This window comes from Peribacillus frigoritolerans (assembly GCF_030676415.1).
Classification (GTDB): Bacteria; Bacillota; Bacilli; order Bacillales; family DSM-1321; genus Peribacillus; species Peribacillus frigoritolerans_A.
Genome location: NZ_JAUUTW010000004.1, coordinates 39054 through 63013 on the forward strand (window position 1 = coordinate 39054; position 23960 = coordinate 63013).

Below are 23960 nucleotides of genomic sequence, written 5' to 3' on the forward strand. Positions count from 1 at the left end.
AAAATCATGCAAGTTACAGCTACTTTTTTTGGTATTTCACCAGCTCACCATCACTTATGGCTCAATCTCAAAAGAAAAAACCGGCCAGCAAAGTTTGCTGACCGGTTAAATACTTATCTTTTCCCTTTGATGTATGGCTGTCCGGATGCTTTTGGAGCATCTGCACGTCCAATGAAACCAGTTAGTGCAATGATCGTCAGAACATAAGGAGCGATCAAGAGGTAAACCGATGGAATATCCTTGAAGAAGGGAAGGCTCGAGCCAACGATACTTAAACTTTGAGCCAAACCAAAGAATAACGCAGCACCCATTGCCCCGATCGGGTGCCACTTACCAAAAATCATGGCGGCAATGGCCATGAAACCTTGACCATTAATTGTCGCATGATTGAATTCATTCGAAAAGATGGTAGCATAAATCGCTCCGCCGATACCTCCAAAAGCACCTGATAATAAAACGGCGGCATATCGGATTTTCGTAACATTGACACCCATCGTGTCAGCAGCCATGGGATGTTCTCCTACTGCACGGATCCTTAACCCGAATGGTGTTTTATATAGTACATACCAAACGACAAAAGATATTAGAATCGCTATATATACGATATAATAACCATTTGCAAAAAAGATGGGTCCTATAAATGGAATATCACTTAATAATGGAACATCAATCCTTGGAAATGTTTCCGTAATTCTATCAGTTTGACCTTTGTCAAAAATCAGCTTCACCAAAAACATGGTCAGACCTACTGCCAACAAGTTGATGGCGACCCCACTAACCGTTTGGTCCGCCCTGAACGTAATGCATGCCACAGCGTGCAGAATGGAAAACAGCAAGCCGGCAATCATTGCCGCTAAGACTGCGAGCCAAGGTGTCCATTCCCCAAATACATCAGCAAACATTAAGTTAAAAACAATCCCAGTAAAGGCACCAATGACCATCAATCCTTCTAAACCGATGTTTATGACACCTGCCCGTTCAGAAAACACTCCTCCGAGTGAAGTAAAAATAAGTGGAGCGGCTAGAGCAATCATAGATGGAATAATAATTTGTAATACTTGGAAAAAATCCACTTATTTCACCCCTTTCTTAAATCGAGCGGCAATCCAACGAATAAAATAACTGGATGCTACGAAGAAAATGATCAATGCTATGACAATATCTACAATTTCACTTGGTATGCCGGTTTCTAGCGGCATATTTAAGGCCCCTGCTTTCAGTCCGCCAAATAATAAGGCTGCAAGAACAACACCAATAGCCGTATTCGCTCCCAGTAAGGCTACTGCAATCCCGTCAAAGCCCATACCCGTGAATCCACCATTGACCGCTGCATAACCGAAAGTTCCAAGGCCTTCCATCGCACCTGCAAGCCCTGCAAACGCACCAGAAATAACCATGGAAAGTATGATGTTCTTATTTACACTCATCCCTGCATATTCGGACGCGTGCTGATTGAAACCTACCGCTTTCAGTTCAAAGCCCGTTTTTGTCCTTTCAAGAAGGAACCACATGATGATTACGCAAATAATCGCTACCACTATTCCCCAATGCATCCGGGAAAAATCCGTAATGCTTTCAAAAAAAGGAGACCGCAGTGATGCTGTATCGGCAATTCTTTCTGTTTTATCCAGCTTGTCAGTCATTACATTCCGAATTAAATAATTCGTCACATATAAAGCTGTATAATTCAACATGATTGAAACGATTACTTCATGTACACGGAACTTAGCTTTTAAATAACCAGGGATGAATGCCCACAAGGCGCCAGCAGCTGCCCCAGCTATGATCGCCAACGGCAAATGGATGATCCTCGGAAGCTCAAAAGCGATTCCGACCCAAACTGCGGCCAGCCAGCCTACAATTAATTGCCCTTCTACACCGATATTGAATAGGCCCGTACGAAAAGCAAAAGCCACTGCCAAACCAGCAAGGATATAAGGAATGATTGTCCGGACGGATTCCCCTACATAATAAGAATCCCCAATAATTCCATTTATCATGGAGCCATAGCCGGCAACTGGGTCATAGCCGCTTACCAACATGATTATTGCCCCAACGACTAAGCCGAGGATAACTGCTATTAACGGACTCGTTAATTTAGATAAATACTTAGACATTTTGTTTTCCACCTGCTTCCGTCCGTTTACTGCCAGCCATAAGGAGACCAAGCTCCTGTTCAGTCGTTTCTTTCGGATCGACAATTGCCACGATTTCCCCTTCGTATATAACGGCAATTCTATCGCTCACATTCATGATTTCTTCCAATTCAAATGATATGAGGAGAACCGCTTTTCCTGCATCACGCTGTTCAATTAGACGTTTATGGATAAACTCGATTGCTCCAACATCAAGCCCGCGTGTTGGCTGTGCGGCAATCAATAAATCCGGGTTCCTATCAACTTCCCGGCCGATGATCGCTTTTTGCTGATTCCCGCCAGAAAGTGCCCTTGCCGGGGTATATTCACTCGGAGTACGAACATCGTAACTTTTGATCAATGAACGGGCTTTTTCAAATATTTTCTTTGAGTTCAAGATACCGGCTTTTGAAAAAGGCTTTTGATAGTAGGTTTGCAAGACAATATTTTCCCCAATGCTGTAATCGAGAACCAAACCATGCTTATGTCTGTCTTCTGGAATATGCCCGACACCTGCTTCAGTGATTTTACGCGGCTTAAGATTCCTGATCTCTTTTCCATTTAGCTTTATCGAACCTGCAGTTGTCTTCCTTAGGCCAGCCAATGCTTCAATTAATTCGGATTGACCATTTCCATCTACTCCAGCGATTCCGACAATTTCTCCTGCACGGACAGCTAAATCCAAGTTCCGAACAGCTGAAACGCCCCGGGAATCCTTGACTTCCAGTTCCCGAACCTCGAGAACGACATCAGAAGGGGAAGCTGCCGTTTTTTCCGTTTTAAAAAGAACTTCCCTACCGACCATTAAACTGGCCAATTCGTTAGGATTCGTTTCGTTGACATTCACTGTACCAATTCCTTGCCCTTTGCGTATTACCGTTACCCGGTCACAAACCTCCATGATTTCCTTAAGTTTGTGTGTAATTAAAATGATCGATTTACCCTCTTTGATAAGGGCCTTCATTATATAAATCAATTCCTTGATTTCTTGAGGAGTCAGTACAGCTGTCGGTTCATCGAAAATCAATATCTCCGCACCACGGTAAAGCGTTTTAAGAATTTCGACACGCTGCTGCATCCCTATTGAAATATCGGCGATTTTTGCATAGGGGTCAACACGAAGCTGATATTGTTCTGATAGTTTCCTAACTTCTTCACTCGCTTCTTTTAAATCGATTTTCCCCGCTTTTGACGGTTCTCTTCCTAAAATGATATTTTCTGTTACTGTAAAAGGGTCAACGAGCATAAAATGCTGATGGACCATTCCAATCCCTAAATCATTGGCAATATTAGGACTGGTTATATTGACTGGCTTACCATTCACACGGATTTCTCCCTGTTCAGGCTGGTATAAGCCGAATAAAACATTCATCAAAGTGGATTTACCCGCGCCATTTTCACCTAATAATGCGTGAATCTCCCCTTTTTTAACCTGAAGGGTGACGTTATCATTTGCGACGATGCCGGGGAATTCCTTACGGATATTGAGCATCTCAATTACATATTCCACGTATTATCAACTCCTAAAGTGAGTGTAAATATTCTTTATTATTAAATTGCTGATCCAACTTTATTGATTTTTTTAAAAAAACCAAATGAAAAACTACGATACTATCATAGTTTTTCATTCGATATTTTACAGTTGCCAAGAGCCATTGGGGAAAAGAAAGAATAGAGGGCAATACTGCCTCCCTATTCTCTCTTCTATTACAGCTTATAAACCAAGTTTTTCGAACTCTTTATCCGTACCTGGAACTACGAATTCACCTGATTTAATTTTTTCTGTCCACTCTTCGACCGCTTTTAAAGATTCTTCTGTTACGTTATCTTTTGTATCGGAAATGCCTACACCATTTTCTTCGATACCGTACTCAATTACTTTTCCGCCTGGGAAGCTTCCTTCTTTCGCTTTCTCGGAAAGGTCTTTAACTGCTACGTCTACACGTTTTAGCATGGAAGTCAGTGTGATGTTGTCGTCAGTTCCTGGAACTGCCCCTAGTTTAGCTTGGTCGCTATCTACACCGATAACATAGATTTCTCTCTTAGGATCTTTTTGCTTTTGCTCGACAGCTTCAGTGAATACACCTTTTCCAGTTCCGCCAGCAGCATGATAAATGATATCGATACCTGAAGAATACATGGAGCCTGCAGTGGATTTACCGATGTCAGCTTTATTGAAATCGCCGGCATATTTAACTTCAACTTTCGCATCCGGATTTACAGATAAAACCCCAGCCTTAAAGCCAACTTCGAATTTCTTGATTAATTCAGATTCAACTCCGCCGATAAAACCGACCTTGTTTGTTTTGGTTTGCAATCCGGCAATTACACCTACAAGGAATGATCCTTGCTGCTCTTTAAAAGTAATGCTGGCAACATTCTTTTTATCAACAACTGTATCCACGATAGCAAAGTTTGAATCTGGACGTTGGTCAGCCACTTCACCGACAGATTCGGCTAAAAGATAACCGATACCATAGATAAGTTTGTAATCTTCACGTACTAGCGTATTCAGGTTTTTAGCGTAGTCAGCATTTGATTTAGATTGCAGGTAGTTATAGCCATCTTTACCTTTTTCCAAACCATTGTCCTTACCGAATTCCTGAAGTCCTTTCCAAGCGGATTGGTTGAACGACTCGTCATCCACGCCGCCAGTATCAGTTACCATGGCAACCGTGAAGTTATCTTTTTTGTCTTTCCCATTTGAAGATTCTTTATCATCATTCTCTGAATTACCACATGCTCCTAGTAGCGTACCGGCTGCAAGAACAAGTGAAAGAGCTAGACCTAATTTGCGCTTTTTCAATTTTTATCCCCCTAATTTACATAGTTTTTTGAGCAGGAATGTTCTGAAAAGTCTTTTATGTTTGCGTTTTCACTTCTCGTTAATTTTTTTTGCATACGTTTGATCGACTTTTAAGGAATCGAAACAAACGCTTGCATTCACCCGTATGCAAACTCAAGGCCTACACACGTTTACGAAGAACATGAAAGCTGAACATATTGGCTTTAAAGTAGTTAACAGAATACAGGATAGGCTGGTCCCAATCATCCAGATGCATCTGCTTTAGAACGAGTAGTGCGGCTTCCGGCGAACATTTAAGGATAGGAGAAACTTTCTCATGATATCCAATGGGCTCGATCTCTGCTACGGCATGCGTAATTTTTCGATGCGCATCCCTTTCCAAAATATCAAAAAGAGACTCATCATTACGGTCAAAATTTTCTGATAGTATAGATTCAGGAATTTTGTCAATACAGTAGACAACTGGCTCCCCATTCGCTGTCCTTACTCGCTCGATAATGACGATGCGTTCATCTGTTGAACAAGAAAACCTGCGTATATCCTCTTCTGTAGGTTCTTGGGCCGTCGAGCTTAAGAAAATCGTACCCGGCTTCATTCCTGCCTCTTCAATCATGTTCGTGACACTTTTTAATTGCTCGATACCTGAACTGAACCGAGGTTTCGGATTGACGAAAGTCCCAACTCCATGGCGGCGAATGATGATGTTTTCTTCTTCTAAAATTCGCAGCGCTTCACGAAGTGTCGCCCTACTCACTCCCAATTTTTTTGCAAGATCGAATTCTGAAGGGAATTTTTCATTTTCCTGATAGACTCCTGCTTCAATATCCTGCTTCAGGTAATCAATGACCTGCAAATATAAATGTCGACTATCTGATTTTATTGACATACGGTTTCCCCCAGCTAATTTCTTAAGACATCAGACCTCTGATGTTGAATCATTCCTACTAATCGAAAATAATATAACATTTTTTTTGATATAAATAAATAGTGTTTTACTATTTACTTTAAAAGAATTTAGGAGAAATTACCCTTCCCTGTGTCTTTCAATCTAGAAAAGGCCGCGGAATTTATACGATTATTCTCCTAAATCAGATAAATTTTTTTAAAAAAATGCAAAATGAATGCGGCTCTGTTCAAGATGCTGTTTTCCTGTATAATAGGATTTATCTTCTTTGAAGGGATGTACACAAGATGTTAAAGATTACAGAATACACGATCGAAAAATTGAATGATCCATTTGGTATTTTGTCCGGGGAACGTTTCGAGTTGTTCTTGGATATTGAAGTGCCTGAAGAGGATGAGCTCTTTTCAGAAAATGGTTTATATATCCGGGTGCTTTTTGCTGTGGAAGAACAAATAGGCAAATTGATTAAATATGATATTTTTGAAAAAGGGAACGAAGTCGCACTCGAATTCGATTTAGAAGAAGATGAAGAAGCGATGATTACCGACTTCTGCCTTAAACATTTAGACGAGGCGATGAATAATTAGAAAACCGGGCTGCAGCCCGGTTTTTTTCTTACTTATGATGAATGCGCTTCATCCTGTTCATCTTTAGTAACCAATACATTTCGTGGTTTACTGCCTTCATATGGACCGACAATTCCCCTCGCTTCCATTTCATCAATCAATCTTGCTGCCCGGGTATAGCCAATCCGGAAACGGCGTTGCAGCATGGAAACAGATGCAGTCTGCATTTCTACGATCAAGGACACCGCATCCCCGTATAAATTATCTTCGACTTCACCATTTGAAGTTTCTGCAATTTCATCCGGTATCATCTCTTCGTTATATTGTGCTTTTTGCTGTGAAATGACATATGTGACAACTTCCTCGACTTCATTGTCGGATAAAAAGGCCCCTTGGACGCGAACCGGTTTTGAAGCTCCTGCAGGCAGGAAGAGCATGTCACCCCGGCCTAACAGCTTTTCGGCTCCGCCCATGTCGAGGATCGTTCTCGAATCGGTCATTGATGAGACACTAAAAGCAATCCGAGATGGGATGTTCGCTTTAATGACCCCTGTAATTACATCCACGGATGGCCGCTGAGTGGCAATTATCAAATGGATGCCAGCGGCACGTGCCATTTGTGCAAGCCGTGTGATGGCATCCTCTACATCATTTGAGGCGACCATCATTAAATCTGCCAGCTCATCGACAATGACTACGATATAAGGCAAGAGCGGTTGTTTGGCATCTTCTTCAATGTTATACCGGTTAATATAATCATTGTAGCCTTCAATATTACGCGTACCGGAATGAGAAAATAGCTCGTAGCGCCTTTCCATTTCACTGACCACTTTTTGTAAAGCCTGTGCAGCTTTCTTTGGATTTGTCACTACAGGTGCGAGTAAGTGGGGAATTCCATTATAGACATTCAACTCCACCATTTTTGGATCGATCATCATCATTTTCACTTCATGCGGTTTTGCCCGCATCAGAATACTCGTGATAATCCCGTTGATACAAACGGATTTCCCGCTGCCAGTAGCACCGGCCACTAATAAATGCGGCATTTTATTGAGCTCCGCCTTAACCGCTTCACCAGAAATATTCCGCCCTAAGCCTATTTGCAGTTTTGCATCAGGCTTATCAACTTCTTTGGCCTCTAAAACTTCCCTTAATGACACCATCGCCACCTCGGAGTTAGGCACTTCTATTCCGATAGCCGATTTTCCGGGAATCGGAGCTTCGATCCTAATATCCTTTGCGGCAAGTGCCAGGGCCAAGTCATCGGAGAGGCTGACAATTTTACTTACCTTCACCCCTACATCCGGATGGACTTCGTATTTGGTTACGGCTGGGCCTAAATGAACTTGAGTGACTCTCGCTTTCACTCCAAAGCTATGAAAGGTGCGCTCAAGTTTTGCCGCATTTTCATGGATCAATTGGTACTCCCCGCTTTGATCCGTTTTTTTGGGCTGCAATAACAAAGAAAGAGGCGGTAAAAGATATTCTTTATTCTCCACTTCCGTAAAATTCATAGGCGGAACGGCATCATCCTGCTCCTCTGCACTTTCAGCTGCAGGTTCCGTAACAACGGGAATTATTTCGTTTTCGTCGTTATAGGCTTTATCAGCAAAGCTGGAAATGATCCGTTCCGTCGCCATTTGCTGTGTTTCCTCTTCTTGATGAAGGGGCTGAACCGTTTCTTCCACCGGATCGTTTTCCCGTTTCTTCTTTTTCACGGGATTCTTTTTCTTTTCTTTTTTGTCTTCATTCCACGTTTTCATATCATCCCTGAATGCGGACCATTGCTTTTTGAAAAATCCGCCAAGACCCCTGAAAAACTTCCCGAGGGTTTCACCTAACGTTTTCCCGGTCAATAGGACGGCACCTACAATGATAAAAAGGAATGAAACGATTTTCGATCCAGCTTCGTCGAATAAAAAGTATGAGGCTGCAAATAATATCGCTCCAATCATACCGCCCCCAAGGTCCTTTGTGCTGGCCTTGCCGGTCACTTCCATCCAGAATAGTTCCCATGTATTCGAAATGACACTGGGCTTCGTAAACGGTCCTCCATCTGCAAGCATGTTAAACAGTGTCACATGACTTAGTAGGAGCATGCTCGCGACAAGGAAGTACATCCCGACAAATTGCCGTTTTAACAGGTAAGGGACCTCCCTTTTTATCATCAAATAGAACCCAGCTGCAATCGCTCCCAACAAAAAGAGGATATACCATTCCCCCATGAAGAAGCGGATTAAAAAGACCGTCCCGTTTCCCACTGCTCCAAGCTTGGCAATGGCAATGATGGCCAAACCTATTAAAGTGAGGCCAATCAATTCATATTTAAGCGTTAGTTTTAACTTCTCTGTACTATTCTTTTTTCTGCGTTTCTTCTTTGCCATAATATCACCTGATTCTTCATGAAACTATTCTAACTTTCCTATTCAACATCACTACATGATTTCCCTTCACGAAACAAACGTTCGTTCATTGATTATACCAAATAAAAATGCCCCTGTCCTTGATATATATACCATTTATTCTTAAAGCGAACATTTTGCCCATATAATGAATAAAGCAGCCAAGCGGCTGCTGATTTTCATTCCAGTATATCATAATTTACCTCAGTTAGTCGTTTTTACTAAGGATTCATCTGTTCGAACACATTTATGACAGCCCCCGGCTGAATGTGTACATTCATATAATCTTCAGGATCAGTGCTCACAATTCGATCAATGCGAAACGTGCGGCCACCGTCATGTTCAACCATCACATGTACACCATTATAGATCATTTCTATTAAATTTGCCGTCTTCTCATGGTGATGAGGGAAAATTATTTCTTCAGGAACGATCGTATAAAGCGTCATTGCAGAAGCCCCTCCTCTTCCCCGGCAATTTTTGGCCTTCTTTCTTCCATGAAGCTATTTAGTTTTCTCATGGCCTGGCCTACTCCTCCTACATCATCGATCATACCGATTTCAACTGCCTCGGCCCCGATTACATTCGTACCGATATCACGGGTTAAATTTCCTTTAGCAAACATTAATTCCTTAAAACTTTCTTCCGTAACGTTGGAATGCCGCGTAACAAATTTAATGACTCTTTCCTGCATTTTATCCAAGTATTCAAAGGTTTGAGGCACTCCAATGACTAGCCCTGTCAAACGAATGGGATGAATCGTCATCGTTGCTGTTTCTGCTATATAGCTATGGTCACACGAAACCGCAATCGGCACACCGATCGAGTGACCTCCCCCAAGTACAATCGAGACGGATGGCTTTGAAAGGGAAGCCAGCATTTCTGCGATGGCTAGTCCCGCTTCGACATCTCCTCCCACTGTATTTAAAATGACAAGCAGCCCCTCTATATTGGGATTTTGTTCAATTGCCACAATTTGTGGAATTACATGTTCATATTTGGTCGTTTTATTTTGAGGCGGCAGCTGCATATGTCCTTCAATTTGTCCAATGATCGTCAAACAATGGATTTTTGAGTCCTGAGATAGTTGCGGAACATTAGTAGCCCCCAGCTGCTGGATCTTTTCGATTAAAGTTGAATTCTTACCTTCCTGCTTGCCTTCATTTTCATTTGGTAATGGTGCATTATCCACTATGCCAACCCCTTTCTCTTAAGCCTATAGCTTTATTATGTCTCGAGTCTCTGACTTCATTCTTCAAGATATAAGAGGTTTGACACAAAAAAAGAACCCCTGACTGTTCAAATCAGGGGTTCCTTACTTAATATTCCATGATGATTGGTAAAATCATTGGGCGGCGTTTCGTCTTTTCATAGAAGAATTGGTTTAACGCATCACGCATTTCCTGCTTTAGCGTGGACCAATCAAAAGGTTGGCGCGACCCATTTTTCTTTACGATTTCACTTACTATTTCAGTTGCTTCCCCAATCATTTTTTCTGATTCGCGAACATATACGAAGCCCCTTGAAATGATTTCAGGGCCAGCTGCAATGCTTTTATCCTGACGGTTCAACGTGACCACTACAATCAAAATGCCATCCTGGGATAACAAGCGCCGATCACGAAGAACGATATTACCCACATCTCCAACACCGCTGCCATCTATCAAGATATTTCCTGCAGAGACTTTACCGGAAAGACCCATTTTATTGCTCTTTAGTTCGATGACATCACCTTTTTCGGCTACTATGATGTTTTCACGTTTAATCCCCGCAGCAATCCCAACTTTTTGATGGGCATATAAATGACGATATTCCCCATGTACAGGGATCAAGAATTTAGGATTCATCAAATTGATCATCATTTTAAGTTCTTCCTGGCTGCCATGCCCTGTTACGTGGACTTTATATTTATTTGCAGATACCACTTCAGCTCCTACCCTGTATAGCAAATCGACGGTTTTGGATAAAATAAGTTCGCCGCCCTGTAGGGGTGATGCACTGATCAAAACTGTATCTCCCTTTTTGATCGTTACCTGCTTGTGGGTCTGTTTAGCCATTTTTTGAAGTGCCGCAATGGGCTCCCCCTGATGACCTGTCGATAACACGACGATTTCACGGTCGTCATACTGGCTAATTTCATTAATTGGAATTATCAGCTCTTCTTCGACCTTTAAGTAGCCAAGGTTCAAGGCTGTTTCATAAACGCTTTGCAGGCTTTTTCCTACAACTGCCACTTTTCTGCGACTTGCTGCCGCTGCATTGAAAACATGCTGAATACGGTTGATGTTCGAAGCGAAACACGCTACGATGATCCTTCCGGAGGCAGCATGAAACACCTCTGTAATATCTCTGGCCACAACTGCTTCTGATGTCGTATAACCTGGCCTCTCGGCACCGGTACTATCCGAAAGCAAGCATAGGACACCCTCTTCACCGATACTAGCCATTTTACCGATTTCCGGTTTATATAAATCTGTTGCTGCTTGGTCGAATTTGAAATCCCCAGTATAAACGATTGCACCTTCACGAGTGTGGATCACGACTCCGACGGAATCGGGAATACTATGGTTAGTCCGGAAAAAAGACACGGCTGCTTGAGGGAAACTTAAAAGGGAATCCGAATCGATTTCAGTGAATGTTGCCCTGCCGTTAAAGCCATCTTCCTTTAATTTCGTTTTGATTAAAGCAAGTGTAAGCTTTGTTCCATAAACAGGAACCGGTAAATATTTCAAGACATATGCGAGCGCTCCCATATGGTCTTCATGACCATGGGTAATGAATATCCCCTGCACCCGTTCCTTATTATCCATCAAATAAGAAATATCAGGGATAACCGCATCGATTCCGAGCATTTCGTCTTCTGGCAGCATTAATCCTGCATCAAGAAGATAGATGTCCTCGTTCACCTCTACGACGTACATATTTTTACCAAGTTCCCCTTGTCCTCCAAGAGAAATCACTTTTATTCCATTATTTTTATCTTTACCCAATCGAATATCCTCCTTAAAAAATCCCGTTCATAATTTCCCAATGATTTCATTATAACCGATGTTCAAAAAACATGACAACACTTACCATTTTCAGAGGGACTTTTTCATTTAATTCAAAAAAACAACTTATTATGTAAGAGATCCTTTGTACTTTTAATCCAGTTTCGATTGATCATAAAAAAATTCAAATATTTTCATCCCGAAATCGGAAAGTATATCCCATTCATATACATCATTATGTAAAAACAAGCCAATCTTCAACGATCAGCTTGTTCCGTGTCTTTTTATTTTTTTAATACCTTGGTTAATGCAAGGCGCTCCTGCTCCGTCAATGGCACGATTGGAAGTCTCACCGATCCAACGTCAATTCCATATAACTGAAGCGCTGTTTTGACAGGTGCAGGGCTTGGCGCTGCAAACAAACCTTTTATAAGCGGTAACAGTTCCTGATGCAGCTTGGCTGCCTGTTTCAAGTTCCCACTGATGAAGGCCTCCACTATTTTCTGCAACTCATTACCAGCAATATGTGAAGCAACCGATACTACACCCACACCACCAATTGCCAATACTGGGAGTGTTAAAGCGTCGTCCCCACTATATAATGCAAAATCTTCATCCGTGCCGGCTATGATTTGGGTCATAGCGTTTAAATCCCCGCTCGCTTCCTTAACGGCTACGATATTAGGAATTTTTGAAAGGCGGATGATCGTTTCCGGTTCAATGTTAACCGAAGCGCGCCCAGGGATATTATATACCATAACAGGAAGCGTCGTACTAGCTGCAATAGCCTTAAAATGCTGGTACAGACCTTCTTGATTCGTTTTACTATAATACGGTGCCACCAGCATTATCGCATCGGCGCCATTTTGTTCCGCTTTTTTTGTCAACTCGATGGAAGCATACGTATTGTTGCTTCCTGTACCCATGATGATGGGCACACGTTTTTCAACAACCTTAGAAACATGACGCAATAACGCAATTTTCTCCTCCGAAGATAAAGTTGGAGATTCCCCTGTCGTTCCCGAAAGCACAAGTGAGTCGGTTCCATTCGTTAATAAGTAATTAACCAATGAAGTCGTCTTTTGAAAATCGACATTTCCCTTGCTATCGAAAGGGGTGACCATTGCGGTTGATACTCTACCAAATATCATCATCTAACACCTCTTTAATTTTTAAAACCTTTATTTATTAAAAAACCTGATTATTGGACTTCCCCTTCATGCAATTGAAATGCATAGTGCAGGGAATTAACGGCTTCTATTAAATCTTCTTCTTTTACGAGTACCCAAATTGTCGTATGGCTGTCCGCTGACTGGAGAATGGCAATTTCCTTTTCGGAAAGCGCTGTGACAATCTTCGCTGCAACGCCTGGTACTCCATTGATGCCTGCACCGACTACTGATACCTTGGCACAATTCCTTTCAATGACCGGTTCATGACCAAGCTCGGCCAAAATCGAGAGGGCAAGTTCTGTCATCTCTTCCGAAACGGTATAAACTACGCCACTTGGATATATATTTATAAAGTCCACTGAAATGGAGGCATTGGCCATTGCTTTAAAAACTTCTGCCTGCAGATTATATTGATCTTTTTTCGCACGGACCTTGATTTGAGTGATCTTTGGTACATGGGCAATCCCGGTCACGAGCCTTTCACGTATGTCACTACCCTGGCTTCCCTTGTTCAAGCTTGTAACAAGTGTTCCCAAACCTTCGCTATATGTTGACCTTATCCGAATCGGGACTTTCGCCTGCATCGCAATTTCAACAGCTCTCGGATGAATGACCTTCGCCCCTTGATATGCCATGTTGCAAACTTCCGTATATGAAACGATTGATAATGGACGAGCTTGATCGGCGATACGCGGATCTGCCGTCATGATTCCTTCCACATCCGTAAAGATATCGACCCGCTCAGCTTGCAATGCGGCGCCTAATGCAGCTGCTGAAGTATCACTTCCACCACGGCCGATGGTCGTGATGTCCCCGTTTTTAGCAGCTCCCTGGAAACCTGCTACAACGACAACATCCTTCACCTCAAGTTCTTTCATGAGACGATCGCATTTCATTTCGATTATTTTCGCACTTGAATAGTCGGTATTCGTCAAGAATCCCGCTTGAGCTCCAGTATAAGCGACCGCATCAATACCATGTTCCAAGAGCATGTTCGTAAATACGACAGATGATATCGTTTCTCCTACTGACATAAGTAAATCCTGTTCTCGTTTTGACAGGCTGGCTTTCGCTCCATTTACTAGGGAAAGTAAGGTATCCGTTGCATAAGGATCGCCTTTTCTTCCCATTGCTGAAACCACAACCACCACTTTATAGCCTTCTTTAATCGCATTTTCAATATGCCCCTTGGCAAATGAACGGCTTTCCTCATCACGAACGGAAGTCCCACCGTATTTCTGGACGATAATTTTCATAATATGCACCCCAAATATAAGCCAGCTTCCCGATCCGGGAAGCTGACAAAAACTCTCTATCCTATTGGAATTTAATTTTCTGTCGAGTTCATAAAGAATAAATTATTACTTAACGGTAACCAAACCTAATTTCAAAAGGCTTTCAGCAATTTGAACGGAATTCCAAGCTGCACCCTTTAATAGATTATCGGAAACCACCCATAAATGGAAGCCTTTATCTTCATCCAAATCTTTGCGTATCCGACCGACGAATACATCATTCTTGCCGACGGATGAAGCTGGCGTAGGGTAAACTTGTTGTTCCGGTTCATCTTCTAACACTATTCCAGGTGCCGTTCTCATTAAATCTTTGATTTGAGAAGCCGCTATGCCTTCTTTTTCAACTTCAATGTATACAGATTCCGAATGACCTGTTACAACAGGAAGCCTCACGCAAGTTGCAGCCACTGGAAGGTCTTGCATATGCATGATTTTCTTTGTTTCATTAATCATTTTCATCTCTTCGAATGTGTACCCGTTATCTTGGAATTTATCGATTTGGGGAATGACGTTAAATGCGATTTGATAATGCTTTTCGTCCCCTTTTACCGGTAAAATTTTCGGTTCTATTTCTTTTTCATCAAGCAAGTCGCGAGCCTGTTCCTTTAATTCATTTATCGCTGCAGCACCAGCACCAGAAACAGCCTGGTAGGTAGAAACAACAATTTTTGATAAGCCGTATGACTGGCGGATAGGTTCTAATGCCACAACCATTTGGATAGTTGAACAATTCGGGTTTGCAATGATCCCATTATGCTGTTTCAAGTCTTCTTCATTTACTTCAGGAACGACTAGCGGCACATTTTCATCCATGCGGAAAGCGCTCGTATTATCCACTACTATCGCACCGCGTTTCACTGCTTCTGGAGCCAATTCCTTAGACACGCTTCCTCCAGCACTGAATAAAGCGATATCGATGCCTTCAAAGCTTTCAGGTTTTGCTTCCTGCACTTCGATTTCTTCGCCCTTAAACGTAAGTTTGATTCCTGCGGAACGAGCCGATGATAAAAAGATGATTTTCTTAATCGGTAAGTCCCTTTGTTCGAGTGTTGAAATCATTTGTTGTCCTACTGCTCCAGTTGCTCCCACAACTGCAATACGCAATCCCTGTGTCTCAGTCATTTATACATACTCCTTTTCTATCTCTTGATTAGTTATTTGTTGGATTTATTACTTCTTGTTCAGAATATCATTTATTTTAACACATTAACATTCCAAAGGGTCGCACTTTAACAAAATATTCTGCTAGTGGAGTGGTTTTTTATAACTTCAACCTACAAATTTATGCATATATGTCAGTCGCTAGAAAGCGGAATCCGTGGCAGAAACTTGTTCAGGCTAAATCATCCTTGAACCTTTCGACGATGACCGGTTGAATCTGTTCCCTTTCCAGTGCCGATATGATCGTATCCCTTATCATGCTCATCCTTGCAACCATGGAACTTGGTTTGCCTGTGGGATTATCCTGGCCATATGGAACGAAATAAATATCTTTTGCTGCCATCAGCCTCATTAGATTGACACCATTTAACCCAAGTGCATCATTTGTTGATATCGCGATCACGACTGGACGGTGATTTCGCATCGTCGCTTTTGCAGCCATAAGTACTGGCGAATCGGTAAGAGCATTTGCCATTTTACTCATTGAGTTACCCGTTAAAGGAGCGATCACCATGCAATCAAGTGGCAATTTAGGTCCTAAAGGCTCTGCTTTGACGATTGTATCAACGACATGATTCCCCGTCAATTTTTCTATTCTTTCGACCCAATCCTCGCCCTTTCCAAAACGGGTTTCCGTGTTTTGAACAGTCGATGTTACGATTGGAATGACTTCCGCACCTTCATTTACCAGTTTTTCTATTTCAGGAAACACTTCATCATATGTGCAATGTGATCCCGTTAATCCGAAACCAATCCGTTTACCTTTGAGACTCATATTATTTTCCCCTTCCTTTTCAAGAACTCACCTTGAATCAATTGTCCCAGTGCATTCGCTAATATCTGACCTGCTGTTTTCGGGGCAACTATACCCGGCAGGCTCGGTGCCAACAGCGCCTTAATTCCCCTTTTTTCAGCGTAACGAAAATCGGTCCCCCCCGGTTTTGAAGCAAGGTCGATGATTAATGTATGAACGGGCATATTGGCTATAACTTTTGCGGTAATTATCGGAAAAGGAATCGTATTGATACATATATCAACATTTTTCATTTCTGCAGCAAGGTCATTTAAATGAAAAGGGGTTAATGCCATTTCACTGATCCTCGCAATATCTTCGCTTTTTCTTGCCCCCACCTTTACTTTTGCCCCAAGTGCCTGGAATGACCGTGCTACACTCATACCGACCCTTCCCAGTCCGAGAACGGCTACATTCGATCCATGGATAGTAAAGTCCGTATGTTGAATGGCCATCATGATCGCACCCTCAACAGTGGGAATCGAATTATAAATAGCCACATCATCACGTTCGAACAATAGAACAAGTTTGCGATCCACTTTCTTGAATATCTCATTGAGGTAATCGTTACTGATTCCTGCATAAAAAATGCAATGTGCCGGGGTATTTTTTATCATTTCTTCAGTCAAAACAACCTCTTCACTGGAAAAGATCGTTTCTACTTTCCCATCTGAATCCGTACCCCGGACAGGTAAAATAACTGAATCTAATTCCTTGAAGTTTATATCTTCCATTTTTTCCTTAACCGCTCCGGTAAAAGCATGGTCAAGCTGTTCAAAACCTACCAATAATAGCTTTGCATCAAGCTCCGTCAGTTTACGGACAACTTCAAGCTGACGCGCATCTCCACCAATTACAGCGATTTGCATGCCTGTAAGCATTAAAACCGTCACCTTCTTTATATAAAAGATCCTAAACATTCCTTGCCTCATGATACAATTCCTTCAGGAAGCAATTCGGTTTTTGCTACATTCTCTAGTTACCCTGCCATCTTATGTTTTCACTTAAAAAACGGTGATAAGAAAAGAAAAAACGCCTTAGCTATTGCCAGCTAAGGCGTTTTCGAGAGTGCATGTCGAGAAGTTCCAAGGAGTATGGCGCGAGCGTCATTATCCGTCCATATGCTCTCCGTCTTTAAGTGAAAGTCCTTCCTGAAAATCAATGATGACCATATCCGCACCGATTTTTTTTATATGTTCCCATGGCACTCTTATTTCACTGCCATTCCTTAAAAGGCCAAACCATTTGACAGATGGGATGATCAACGAGGTAATTTGTCCAGTTTCATCTATTTCCAAATCCGTCTGACCAAGGATGCCTAATCTTTCCGCCCTATTCACATCGACTATTTCCTTACCGCTCAGTTCGCTTAACCTCAAAATTTGGTTCCCCCTTTTTCGCCTTCTATTCAATCTATATCCGAAAAAGGTAAACTTAGAAGGCATTTATCCAAATATTGTCCAAAACACTGGACCCTCCCACATTCAAAGAAAAAAAGCCTGACCTCCCATTAATAAAAGGAAGGACCAGACTTGTTCGTTATTATTTGTCCCAGTTTTCCAGCGGGCTCACTAATGACAAGGAATGTTCCGTAAAGATCTGATTTGCCAATTCATTGACGGTATCCTCCGTCACTTCGTCAATCTTGATGATGATATCATCAAGAGAACGGTGCTCACCCAACATAAGCTCATTTTTTCCGTTCCGGCTCATGCGGCTATTCGTGCTTTCAAGGCTGAGCATCAAGCTTCCTTTAAGTTGCTCTTTACTATTCCGTAATTCCTTTTCCGTAATGCCATCCCTTTTTAAAGTATCCAGTGTTTCCTGAATGGTATCATACAGGCTGTCAAGCTGATTTGTGCCTGTCCCCCCATATACTGTCACCATACCGCTATCTTGATAGCTGGAATGATAGGAATAAACAGAATAGGCAAGGCCGCGTTGCTCCCTGACGTCCTGAAATAGGCGGCTACTCATGCTTCCTCCGAGAATATTATTCAAGGTAATCAGGCTGTAAGTTTTGTCATTGCCGATTTCCAACCCTTTGTAACCAAGGCATAAGTGGGCTTGTTCCGTATCTTTTTTACGTGTGATCCTATTTTCATGGAATGAAGGCTTGACCAATTCAAGACGGTCTTCCCCTCCTTGATACGAGCCAAAGTAGCTTTCGACTTCCTTAATCATTTTTTCATCTACATTGCCAGCAATGGATACAACCACTTTATCGGGTGTGTACATGTCATGGACGTATTTTTTTAATGTATCACTATTGAACGTTTCAAGCGTATTTTCCGTCCCAAGTATAGGATAGCCAAGGGGATGGTTTTCATATACCGCCTTGCTTAAGAGGTCATGTACAATGTCATCTGGTGTGTCTTCGTACATTTTGATTTCTTCGTAGACGACATTTTTTTCTTTTTTCAATTCTTCCCCATCAAATGTTGAGTTGAAGAACATATCAGCAAGGATTTCAAGCGCATAGCTCGCATGGTTATCCATTACTTTAGCATAATAGCATGTATACTCTTTTGAAGTGAATGCATTCACCTGTCCGCCAATACTATCGAATGACTCGGCAATTTCACGCGCATTTCTCGTAGCTGTCCCTTTGAAGAACATATGCTCCAAGAAATGTGAAACCCCATTCAATTCAGGTGTTTCATTTCTTGAACCTGTTTTGATCCATACTCCAATTGCTGCAGAGCGTACAGTTGGAATATTTTCCAATACAATTCTAACTCCATTTTGACACGTGTATTTCTTAATCAACTAACATTCCTCCCAATCATTCTATGCTGCTATCGTAACCAATACATCATGGATTCGATCGCTCTTCATCTACTGCTTCCGAAACGGTAACAACATCCAAATCTTTCTTTTTTATTTCAATTATTAACGTTTCCAATGATTTTGCAGTAGATTCTGTCGGATGCATCAATATAAATGCTCCTGGGTGTACCTTAGAAAGCACTCTTTGTTGAAGGACTTCTGGGCTTGGCTTTTGCCAGTCGATCGTATCCACACTCCACATGACGGTCTCCATACCGAAAGAATCCGCGATTTTCACCGTTTCGTCCCGGTAGCTTCCACTAGGTGGTGCGAACCATTTCATTTTCAAACCTGTCACCGCTTCAATGACTTCGTTCGTTTTTCGAATTTCCTCACGTGTAGCTTGTGCGGAGATGTTTTTCATATCGGGATGTGAATAAGAATGATTTCCAATTTCATGCCCGCCACCCTTAATCATCTTGGCCAAATCAGGATTTTTCTTGGTCCAATTACCTTCAAGGAAAAAAGTGGCCTTTGCATTATTCTTTTTTAACACGGCCAACATATCTTGTAAGTATTCATTCCCCCAGGCCACATTTATTAAAAATGAAACGACTGGCTTTTCGGGATGGGCCCGGTAAATCGGAGCCGGATCCAGATCCTCCATATGTATCTTTGCAGGGACCTGCTGAAATACCAGCTTATCCTTATCGAACACGCCCTCCTTCTTCATCGCTTTATACGAATCATCAATGTTTACCTTCAGGCCGTTATATGCAGGAACGGTTTTCCAAACAGAATCTATTCGTGCATCCTGTGGTGCAATCTCATATTTTTTTGTTGATTCTTTTATTTGTAAAAGAAGCTCGTCTTCTTGCTTCATTGAAGCAACTGAATCATCGGTTAATTGGGTCAAATAAATTTGTGTATATGGATTTTGCACTAATAACCATGATATACCTGCAATGGCACTTATCGCAACTATCTGCTTCCATTTATTATTCATTTTTTACGCCCCCTTCATACCAAAATGTATGAAGAAAACGGACAAGGTAGAACATGACATCCTTTTAACGCCATTCGCACTATGGATATTCCAATACTTTTAAACAAAAAAAGCATGCAGATTCACAAGGAACCGCATGCCGGATTTTCATTTTCCATTACGATTGAGAAGGGTTTGCTGCCTCTTTTTGCTCTTTCAAGACCGCTTTACGGGAAAGGTTTACCCTTCCTTGCTTATCGATCTCAGTAACTTTAACCAATAATTCATCGCCAAGTGAAACGACATCTTCCACTTTTCCGACTCTTTCTTCAGCCAGTTCAGAAATATGTACCAAACCGTCTTTACCATTGAAGATTTCAACGAAGGCACCGAACTTTTCGATACGTTTAACTTTACCTAGGTATAGTTCGCCCACTACGACTTCACGTACGATATCCTCAATTATTTTCTTCGCTTTTTGAATCATTGGTTCATCAGTAGAAGAGATGAATACCGTTCCATCTTGTTCGATGTCGATTTTCACGCCAGTTTCTTCAATGATTTTGTTGATATGTTTTCCGCTCGGTCCAATCACATCACGGATTTTATCCGGATTTATGGACATAGTAACGATTTTTGGAGCATATTTGGATAACTGCTCACGCGGTTGATTGATTGTTGACATCATTGATTCCAAAATGTGAATCCGGCCATGTTTGGCTTGTAGTAAAGCTTCTTCAAGAATCTCTCTTGAAAGTCCCTCAATCTTAATATCCATTTGTAGGGCAGTAACACCTTTTGAAGTCCCTGCGACTTTAAAGTCCATGTCTCCCAGATGATCTTCCATACCTTGAATATCCGTTAAGATTGTATAGTGCTCACCTGTTTTGACAAGACCCATAGCAATTCCGGCAACTGGAGCTTTCAATGGAACACCGGCATCCATCATTGCCAAAGTGCTTGCACAGATACTTGCTTGTGATGTTGAACCGTTTGATTCAAGCACTTCAGAAACAAGTCTGATTGTATAAGGGAAGTCTTTATCGTTTGGAATGACAGGCTCCAATGCCCTTTCACCAAGTGCACCATGACCGATTTCACGGCGTCCTGCCCCACGGATAGGGCCAGTTTCACCAACACTGAAATGCGGGAAGTTATAGTGGTGCATAAAACGTTTTGACTCTTCGGTTCCAAGTCCGTCCAGAATCTGTACATCACCAAGTGCACCTAATGTACAAATCGATAGAGCTTGGGTTTGTCCGCGAGTGAACAATCCTGAACCATGTGTACGTGGCAGAATGGTAACTTCTGATGATAATGGTCTGATTTCGTCAGGATTACGGCCATCTGGACGCACTTTTTCTTCCGTGATTAAACGGCGTACTTCGGATTTGACCAATTTATTCAGGATTTCTTTGATTTGCTTTAATTTTTCTTCATCAGTTTCTTCTTCATATTGAGCCAACACACGATCTTTCACTTCTTTGATCGCGTCTTCACGAGCATGTTTTTCCTGAACTTGTACAGCTTTGTTCAAGTCTGCTTCACATAGGCCTTTCACTTCTGCTTCCAGCTCTGCATCCACTTGATATAAAGTGATCTTCATTTTTTCCTTGCCGATTTCAGCAACGATTTTCTCTTGGAATGCAATGATCTTCTTGATTTCATCATGTCCGAACATGATTGCCTCAAGCATCGTTTCCTCTGGTACCTCATTTGCTCCGGCTTCAACCATGTTGATAGCATCTTTAGTGCCGGCAACCGTCAGATTGATGTCACTTTTAGCTAGTTGGTCAACAGTAGGGTTAATAATGAATTCATTATTGATCCTCCCTACTACAACTCCAGCAATTGGACCCTCGAAAGGAATATCGGAAACTGAAAGTGCAAGGGAAGAACCTAGCATAGCTGCCATTTCCGTAGAGCAATCTTGATCGACACTCATGACCATGCTGATGATCTGAACATCGTTCCTGAAGCCATCGGCGAAAAGCGGACGGATTGGACGATCGATTAAACGGCTTGCAAGAATTGCCCTTTCACTCGGTCGGCCTTCACGTTTGATGAAGCCTCCCGGAATTTTACCGACTGCATAAAGTCTTTCTTCGTAGTTGACTGTCAAAGGAAAGAAGTCGACATTTCTAGGTTCCTTCGAAGCGGTTGCTGTACTTAATACAGCAGTCTCTCCATAACGGACTAAAACTGCCCCGTTCGCTTGTTTAGCCAATTGCCCTATCTCTACCGTAACATTACGGCCGGCCCAGTCAAATGAATACGTATGTTTTTCCTGTCCCATTTATTAAACCCCTCTCTGAATCTTCACTTAGAGGCTTAGTTTACCTAAACCTGTATTGGATTAAATCATTTATATGTGAAAGTAACTGAACTCGAGTTAAAACCAAACTATTCCTATTATGCACGAAAAAAACAAGCATTAACAGTAAAATGAATAAAAATTTCATTCATTTGATTATGTATATCCTGATCATTTATAAATGGAAAAGGACCCGGCTCCTGCCGAGTCCCAAGGACGAAGGCCCAGCCTTAAGTAGAAAACGTCCAAATCATTTGATTAACATCAAAAAAGCGGGAAATTTCCCGCCTTCCTGAAAAAATTATCTACGTAGACCTAATTTGTTAATTAGTGTACGGTAACGAGTAACGTCTTTGTTACGTAGGTAAGTTAAAAGATTACGACGTTTACCTACCATTTTTAGAAGACCGCGACGTGAATGGTGGTCTTTTTTGTGTGTGCGTAAGTGACCGTTCAAGTTGTTGATTTCTTCTGTTAATACTGCGATTTGAACTTCTGGAGATCCAGTGTCAGTATCGTGAGTTCTGAACTCAGCGATAAGTTCGTTTTTGCGTACTTGTGTAATTGCCATGTTATTATTCCTCCTAAAATTCTGTAAAATCACCTATTACCGAGCCAGCGTCGGAGTCTCGACTAGCCAAGCAATGGTTATTTTCATACATACAATAGAATACATGTTTTTCGTTAAAATTGCAAGTCTTGTCTTTTATGCTTCAAGCTTTGCAAAATAGGCTATGGCATTTTGCTTATCCGTTTCGATCTGAGCGACCAATGCTTCAAGTCCGGAAAATTTCTGCTCACTCCGAAGTCTTGTATGCCATTCAACCGAAACCTGGCTGCCATAAATATCTCCCGAGAACTCCAAGGCATGAACCTCTACAGTGGGATATTTAGGTTTTTCTTCGTGGAACGTAGGTTTGTAGCCGACATTGCAAACTCCATTATACCATTTACCGCTTATTTTGATCCTGACGGCATATACGCCTGCAGCAGGGAAGATATAATCGTCACTTACATCAATATTAGCGGTGGGGAATCCCAACTTCCTGCCCCGCTTTTCACCGTGAACGACATGTCCTTTCGTTAAATAGCGTCGGCCAGCCAAATGATAAAAGTCGGAAAAGTTGCCATTACCGAGAGTTTCCCTGATTCTCGTCGAGCTAACCTTTTCATCTTCAAGTGTCTGTTTTTCAACTACTGTCTGCGAAAATCTGCCCTGTGCGTAAACAGGCAAATCTTTCATCGACCCTTGACCATAGCGACCGTATGAATAATCAAAGCCTGCAACTACGTGACGGACATTCAGCCCGGCAATATATTCGTTTACGAACCGTTCCGGCAGTACCGAAGCAAATTCCTTGCTGAAATGGACTATGAATAAATAATCTATTTCCATTGACTCTATGATATCCACCTTATCTTCAAGTGGAGTGATATAGCGGATATTTTCCGTTTTCCTACCCAATACTGCAGAAGGATGCGGGTCAAATGTCATGACTGCTGACTTAAGATTCATTTCATCGGCTTTTTGCTTGGCGGTTTGAATAACAATCTGATGACCTTTATGTATACCATCAAAAAATCCAAGCGCCATTACAAGCTCGGGAAAATCATCCGAATTAAATTGATGAGGATGCTCTATTGCGATCACTTTCACCTTTCAATCTC

The 23960-nt window shown here is 41.9% G+C and carries 21 protein-coding genes; 1 reads left to right on the forward strand and 20 read right to left on the reverse strand.

Annotated features, from left to right (window positions below):
• Window positions 1-113: 113 nt before the first annotated feature.
• The 5 genes from Q8G36_RS05455 to Q8G36_RS05475 form a co-directional block, all read right to left on the reverse strand.
• The gene (locus Q8G36_RS05455) at window positions 114-1034 is read right to left on the reverse strand and encodes an ABC transporter permease (RefSeq protein WP_048684941.1); all 921 of its coding nucleotides are present in this window, start codon (window positions 1032-1034) and stop codon (window positions 114-116) included.
• 39 nt (window positions 1035-1073) lie between these two features.
• Window positions 1074-2117, reverse strand: coding sequence for an ABC transporter permease (locus Q8G36_RS05460; RefSeq protein WP_305159447.1), 1044 nt, complete (start codon window positions 2115-2117; stop codon window positions 1074-1076).
• Window positions 2110-3645, reverse strand: coding sequence for an ABC transporter ATP-binding protein (locus Q8G36_RS05465; protein WP_305159446.1), 1536 nt, complete (start codon window positions 3643-3645; stop codon window positions 2110-2112). Before Q8G36_RS05465 ends, Q8G36_RS05460 begins: the two co-directional genes overlap by 8 nt.
• Window positions 3646-3849: 204 nt before the next feature.
• Entirely contained in the window at window positions 3850-4941 is a 1092-nt protein-coding gene (locus Q8G36_RS05470) for a BMP family lipoprotein (RefSeq protein WP_305159445.1), read from the reverse strand.
• A gap of 160 nt (window positions 4942-5101) precedes the next feature.
• Complete coding sequence (locus Q8G36_RS05475; RefSeq protein ID WP_214750722.1) at window positions 5102-5827, reverse strand: GntR family transcriptional regulator; 726 nt, start codon at window positions 5825-5827, stop codon at window positions 5102-5104.
• A gap of 305 nt (window positions 5828-6132) precedes the next feature.
• Here Q8G36_RS05475 and Q8G36_RS05480 point away from each other — a divergent pair, with 305 nt between their 5' ends.
• Window positions 6133-6432, forward strand: a complete 300-nt coding sequence (locus tag Q8G36_RS05480) for a DUF6509 family protein (RefSeq protein WP_214750723.1) — start codon at window positions 6133-6135, stop codon at window positions 6430-6432.
• A gap of 32 nt (window positions 6433-6464) precedes the next feature.
• On the opposite strand, the gene Q8G36_RS05485 is transcribed toward Q8G36_RS05480, so the two are convergent.
• From Q8G36_RS05485 to ribF, 15 genes are all read right to left on the reverse strand, one after another.
• Complete coding sequence (locus Q8G36_RS05485) at window positions 6465-8795, reverse strand: DNA translocase FtsK (RefSeq protein ID WP_305159444.1); 2331 nt, start codon at window positions 8793-8795, stop codon at window positions 6465-6467.
• Window positions 8796-9034: 239 nt separating this feature from the next.
• Window positions 9035-9262 carry a YlzJ-like family protein gene (locus tag Q8G36_RS05490; RefSeq protein ID WP_063231821.1) on the reverse strand — a complete coding sequence of 76 codons (228 nt, stop codon included), beginning with the start codon at window positions 9260-9262 and terminating at the stop codon, window positions 9035-9037.
• Window positions 9259-10005, reverse strand: a complete 747-nt coding sequence (locus Q8G36_RS05495; RefSeq protein ID WP_053534392.1) for a ClpP family protease — start codon at window positions 10003-10005, stop codon at window positions 9259-9261. The genes Q8G36_RS05490 and Q8G36_RS05495 overlap by 4 nt, the downstream gene beginning before the upstream one ends.
• Before the next feature lie 127 nt (window positions 10006-10132).
• A complete protein-coding gene (locus Q8G36_RS05500; RefSeq protein WP_305159443.1) occupies window positions 10133-11803 on the reverse strand; it encodes a ribonuclease J in 1671 nt (556 codons plus the stop codon).
• 284 nt (window positions 11804-12087) lie between these two features.
• Window positions 12088-12957: a 4-hydroxy-tetrahydrodipicolinate synthase gene (gene dapA / locus Q8G36_RS05505; protein WP_305159442.1), complete on the reverse strand. Its 870-nt coding sequence runs from the start codon at window positions 12955-12957 to the stop codon at window positions 12088-12090.
• Window positions 12958-13004: 47 nt separating this feature from the next.
• Entirely contained in the window at window positions 13005-14231 is a 1227-nt protein-coding gene (dapG, locus tag Q8G36_RS05510; protein ID WP_305159441.1) for an aspartate kinase, read from the reverse strand.
• Between the two features lie 105 nt (window positions 14232-14336).
• Window positions 14337-15392 (reverse strand): aspartate-semialdehyde dehydrogenase, encoded by a 1056-nt coding sequence (gene asd, locus Q8G36_RS05515; RefSeq protein ID WP_305159440.1) that lies wholly within the window; start codon window positions 15390-15392, stop codon window positions 14337-14339.
• 211 nt (window positions 15393-15603) lie between these two features.
• On the reverse strand, window positions 15604-16206 hold the full coding sequence (locus tag Q8G36_RS05520) for a dipicolinate synthase subunit B (RefSeq protein ID WP_305159439.1): 603 nt from the start codon (window positions 16204-16206) through the stop codon (window positions 15604-15606).
• Window positions 16203-17105, reverse strand: coding sequence for a dipicolinic acid synthetase subunit A (gene dpaA / locus Q8G36_RS05525; RefSeq protein ID WP_305159481.1), 903 nt, complete (start codon window positions 17103-17105; stop codon window positions 16203-16205). The genes Q8G36_RS05520 and dpaA overlap by 4 nt, the downstream gene beginning before the upstream one ends.
• A gap of 228 nt (window positions 17106-17333) precedes the next feature.
• Entirely contained in the window at window positions 17334-17603 is a 270-nt protein-coding gene (locus tag Q8G36_RS05530; protein ID WP_048684753.1) for a YlmC/YmxH family sporulation protein, read from the reverse strand.
• A gap of 163 nt (window positions 17604-17766) precedes the next feature.
• A complete protein-coding gene (locus Q8G36_RS05535; RefSeq protein ID WP_305159438.1) occupies window positions 17767-18993 on the reverse strand; it encodes a M16 family metallopeptidase in 1227 nt (408 codons plus the stop codon).
• A 46-nt stretch (window positions 18994-19039) separates the two neighbouring features.
• Window positions 19040-19999: a polysaccharide deacetylase family protein gene (locus tag Q8G36_RS05540; RefSeq protein ID WP_305159437.1), complete on the reverse strand. Its 960-nt coding sequence runs from the start codon at window positions 19997-19999 to the stop codon at window positions 19040-19042.
• A gap of 157 nt (window positions 20000-20156) precedes the next feature.
• Window positions 20157-22274 carry a polyribonucleotide nucleotidyltransferase gene (gene pnp / locus Q8G36_RS05545; protein ID WP_305159436.1) on the reverse strand — a complete coding sequence of 706 codons (2118 nt, stop codon included), beginning with the start codon at window positions 22272-22274 and terminating at the stop codon, window positions 20157-20159.
• A 319-nt stretch (window positions 22275-22593) separates the two neighbouring features.
• Window positions 22594-22863 (reverse strand): 30S ribosomal protein S15, encoded by a 270-nt coding sequence (rpsO, locus tag Q8G36_RS05550; RefSeq protein WP_053345367.1) that lies wholly within the window; start codon window positions 22861-22863, stop codon window positions 22594-22596.
• Window positions 22864-22998: 135 nt separating this feature from the next.
• A complete protein-coding gene (gene ribF / locus Q8G36_RS05555) occupies window positions 22999-23949 on the reverse strand; it encodes a bifunctional riboflavin kinase/FAD synthetase (protein WP_305159434.1) in 951 nt (316 codons plus the stop codon).
• Window positions 23950-23960: the final 11 nt, after the last annotated feature.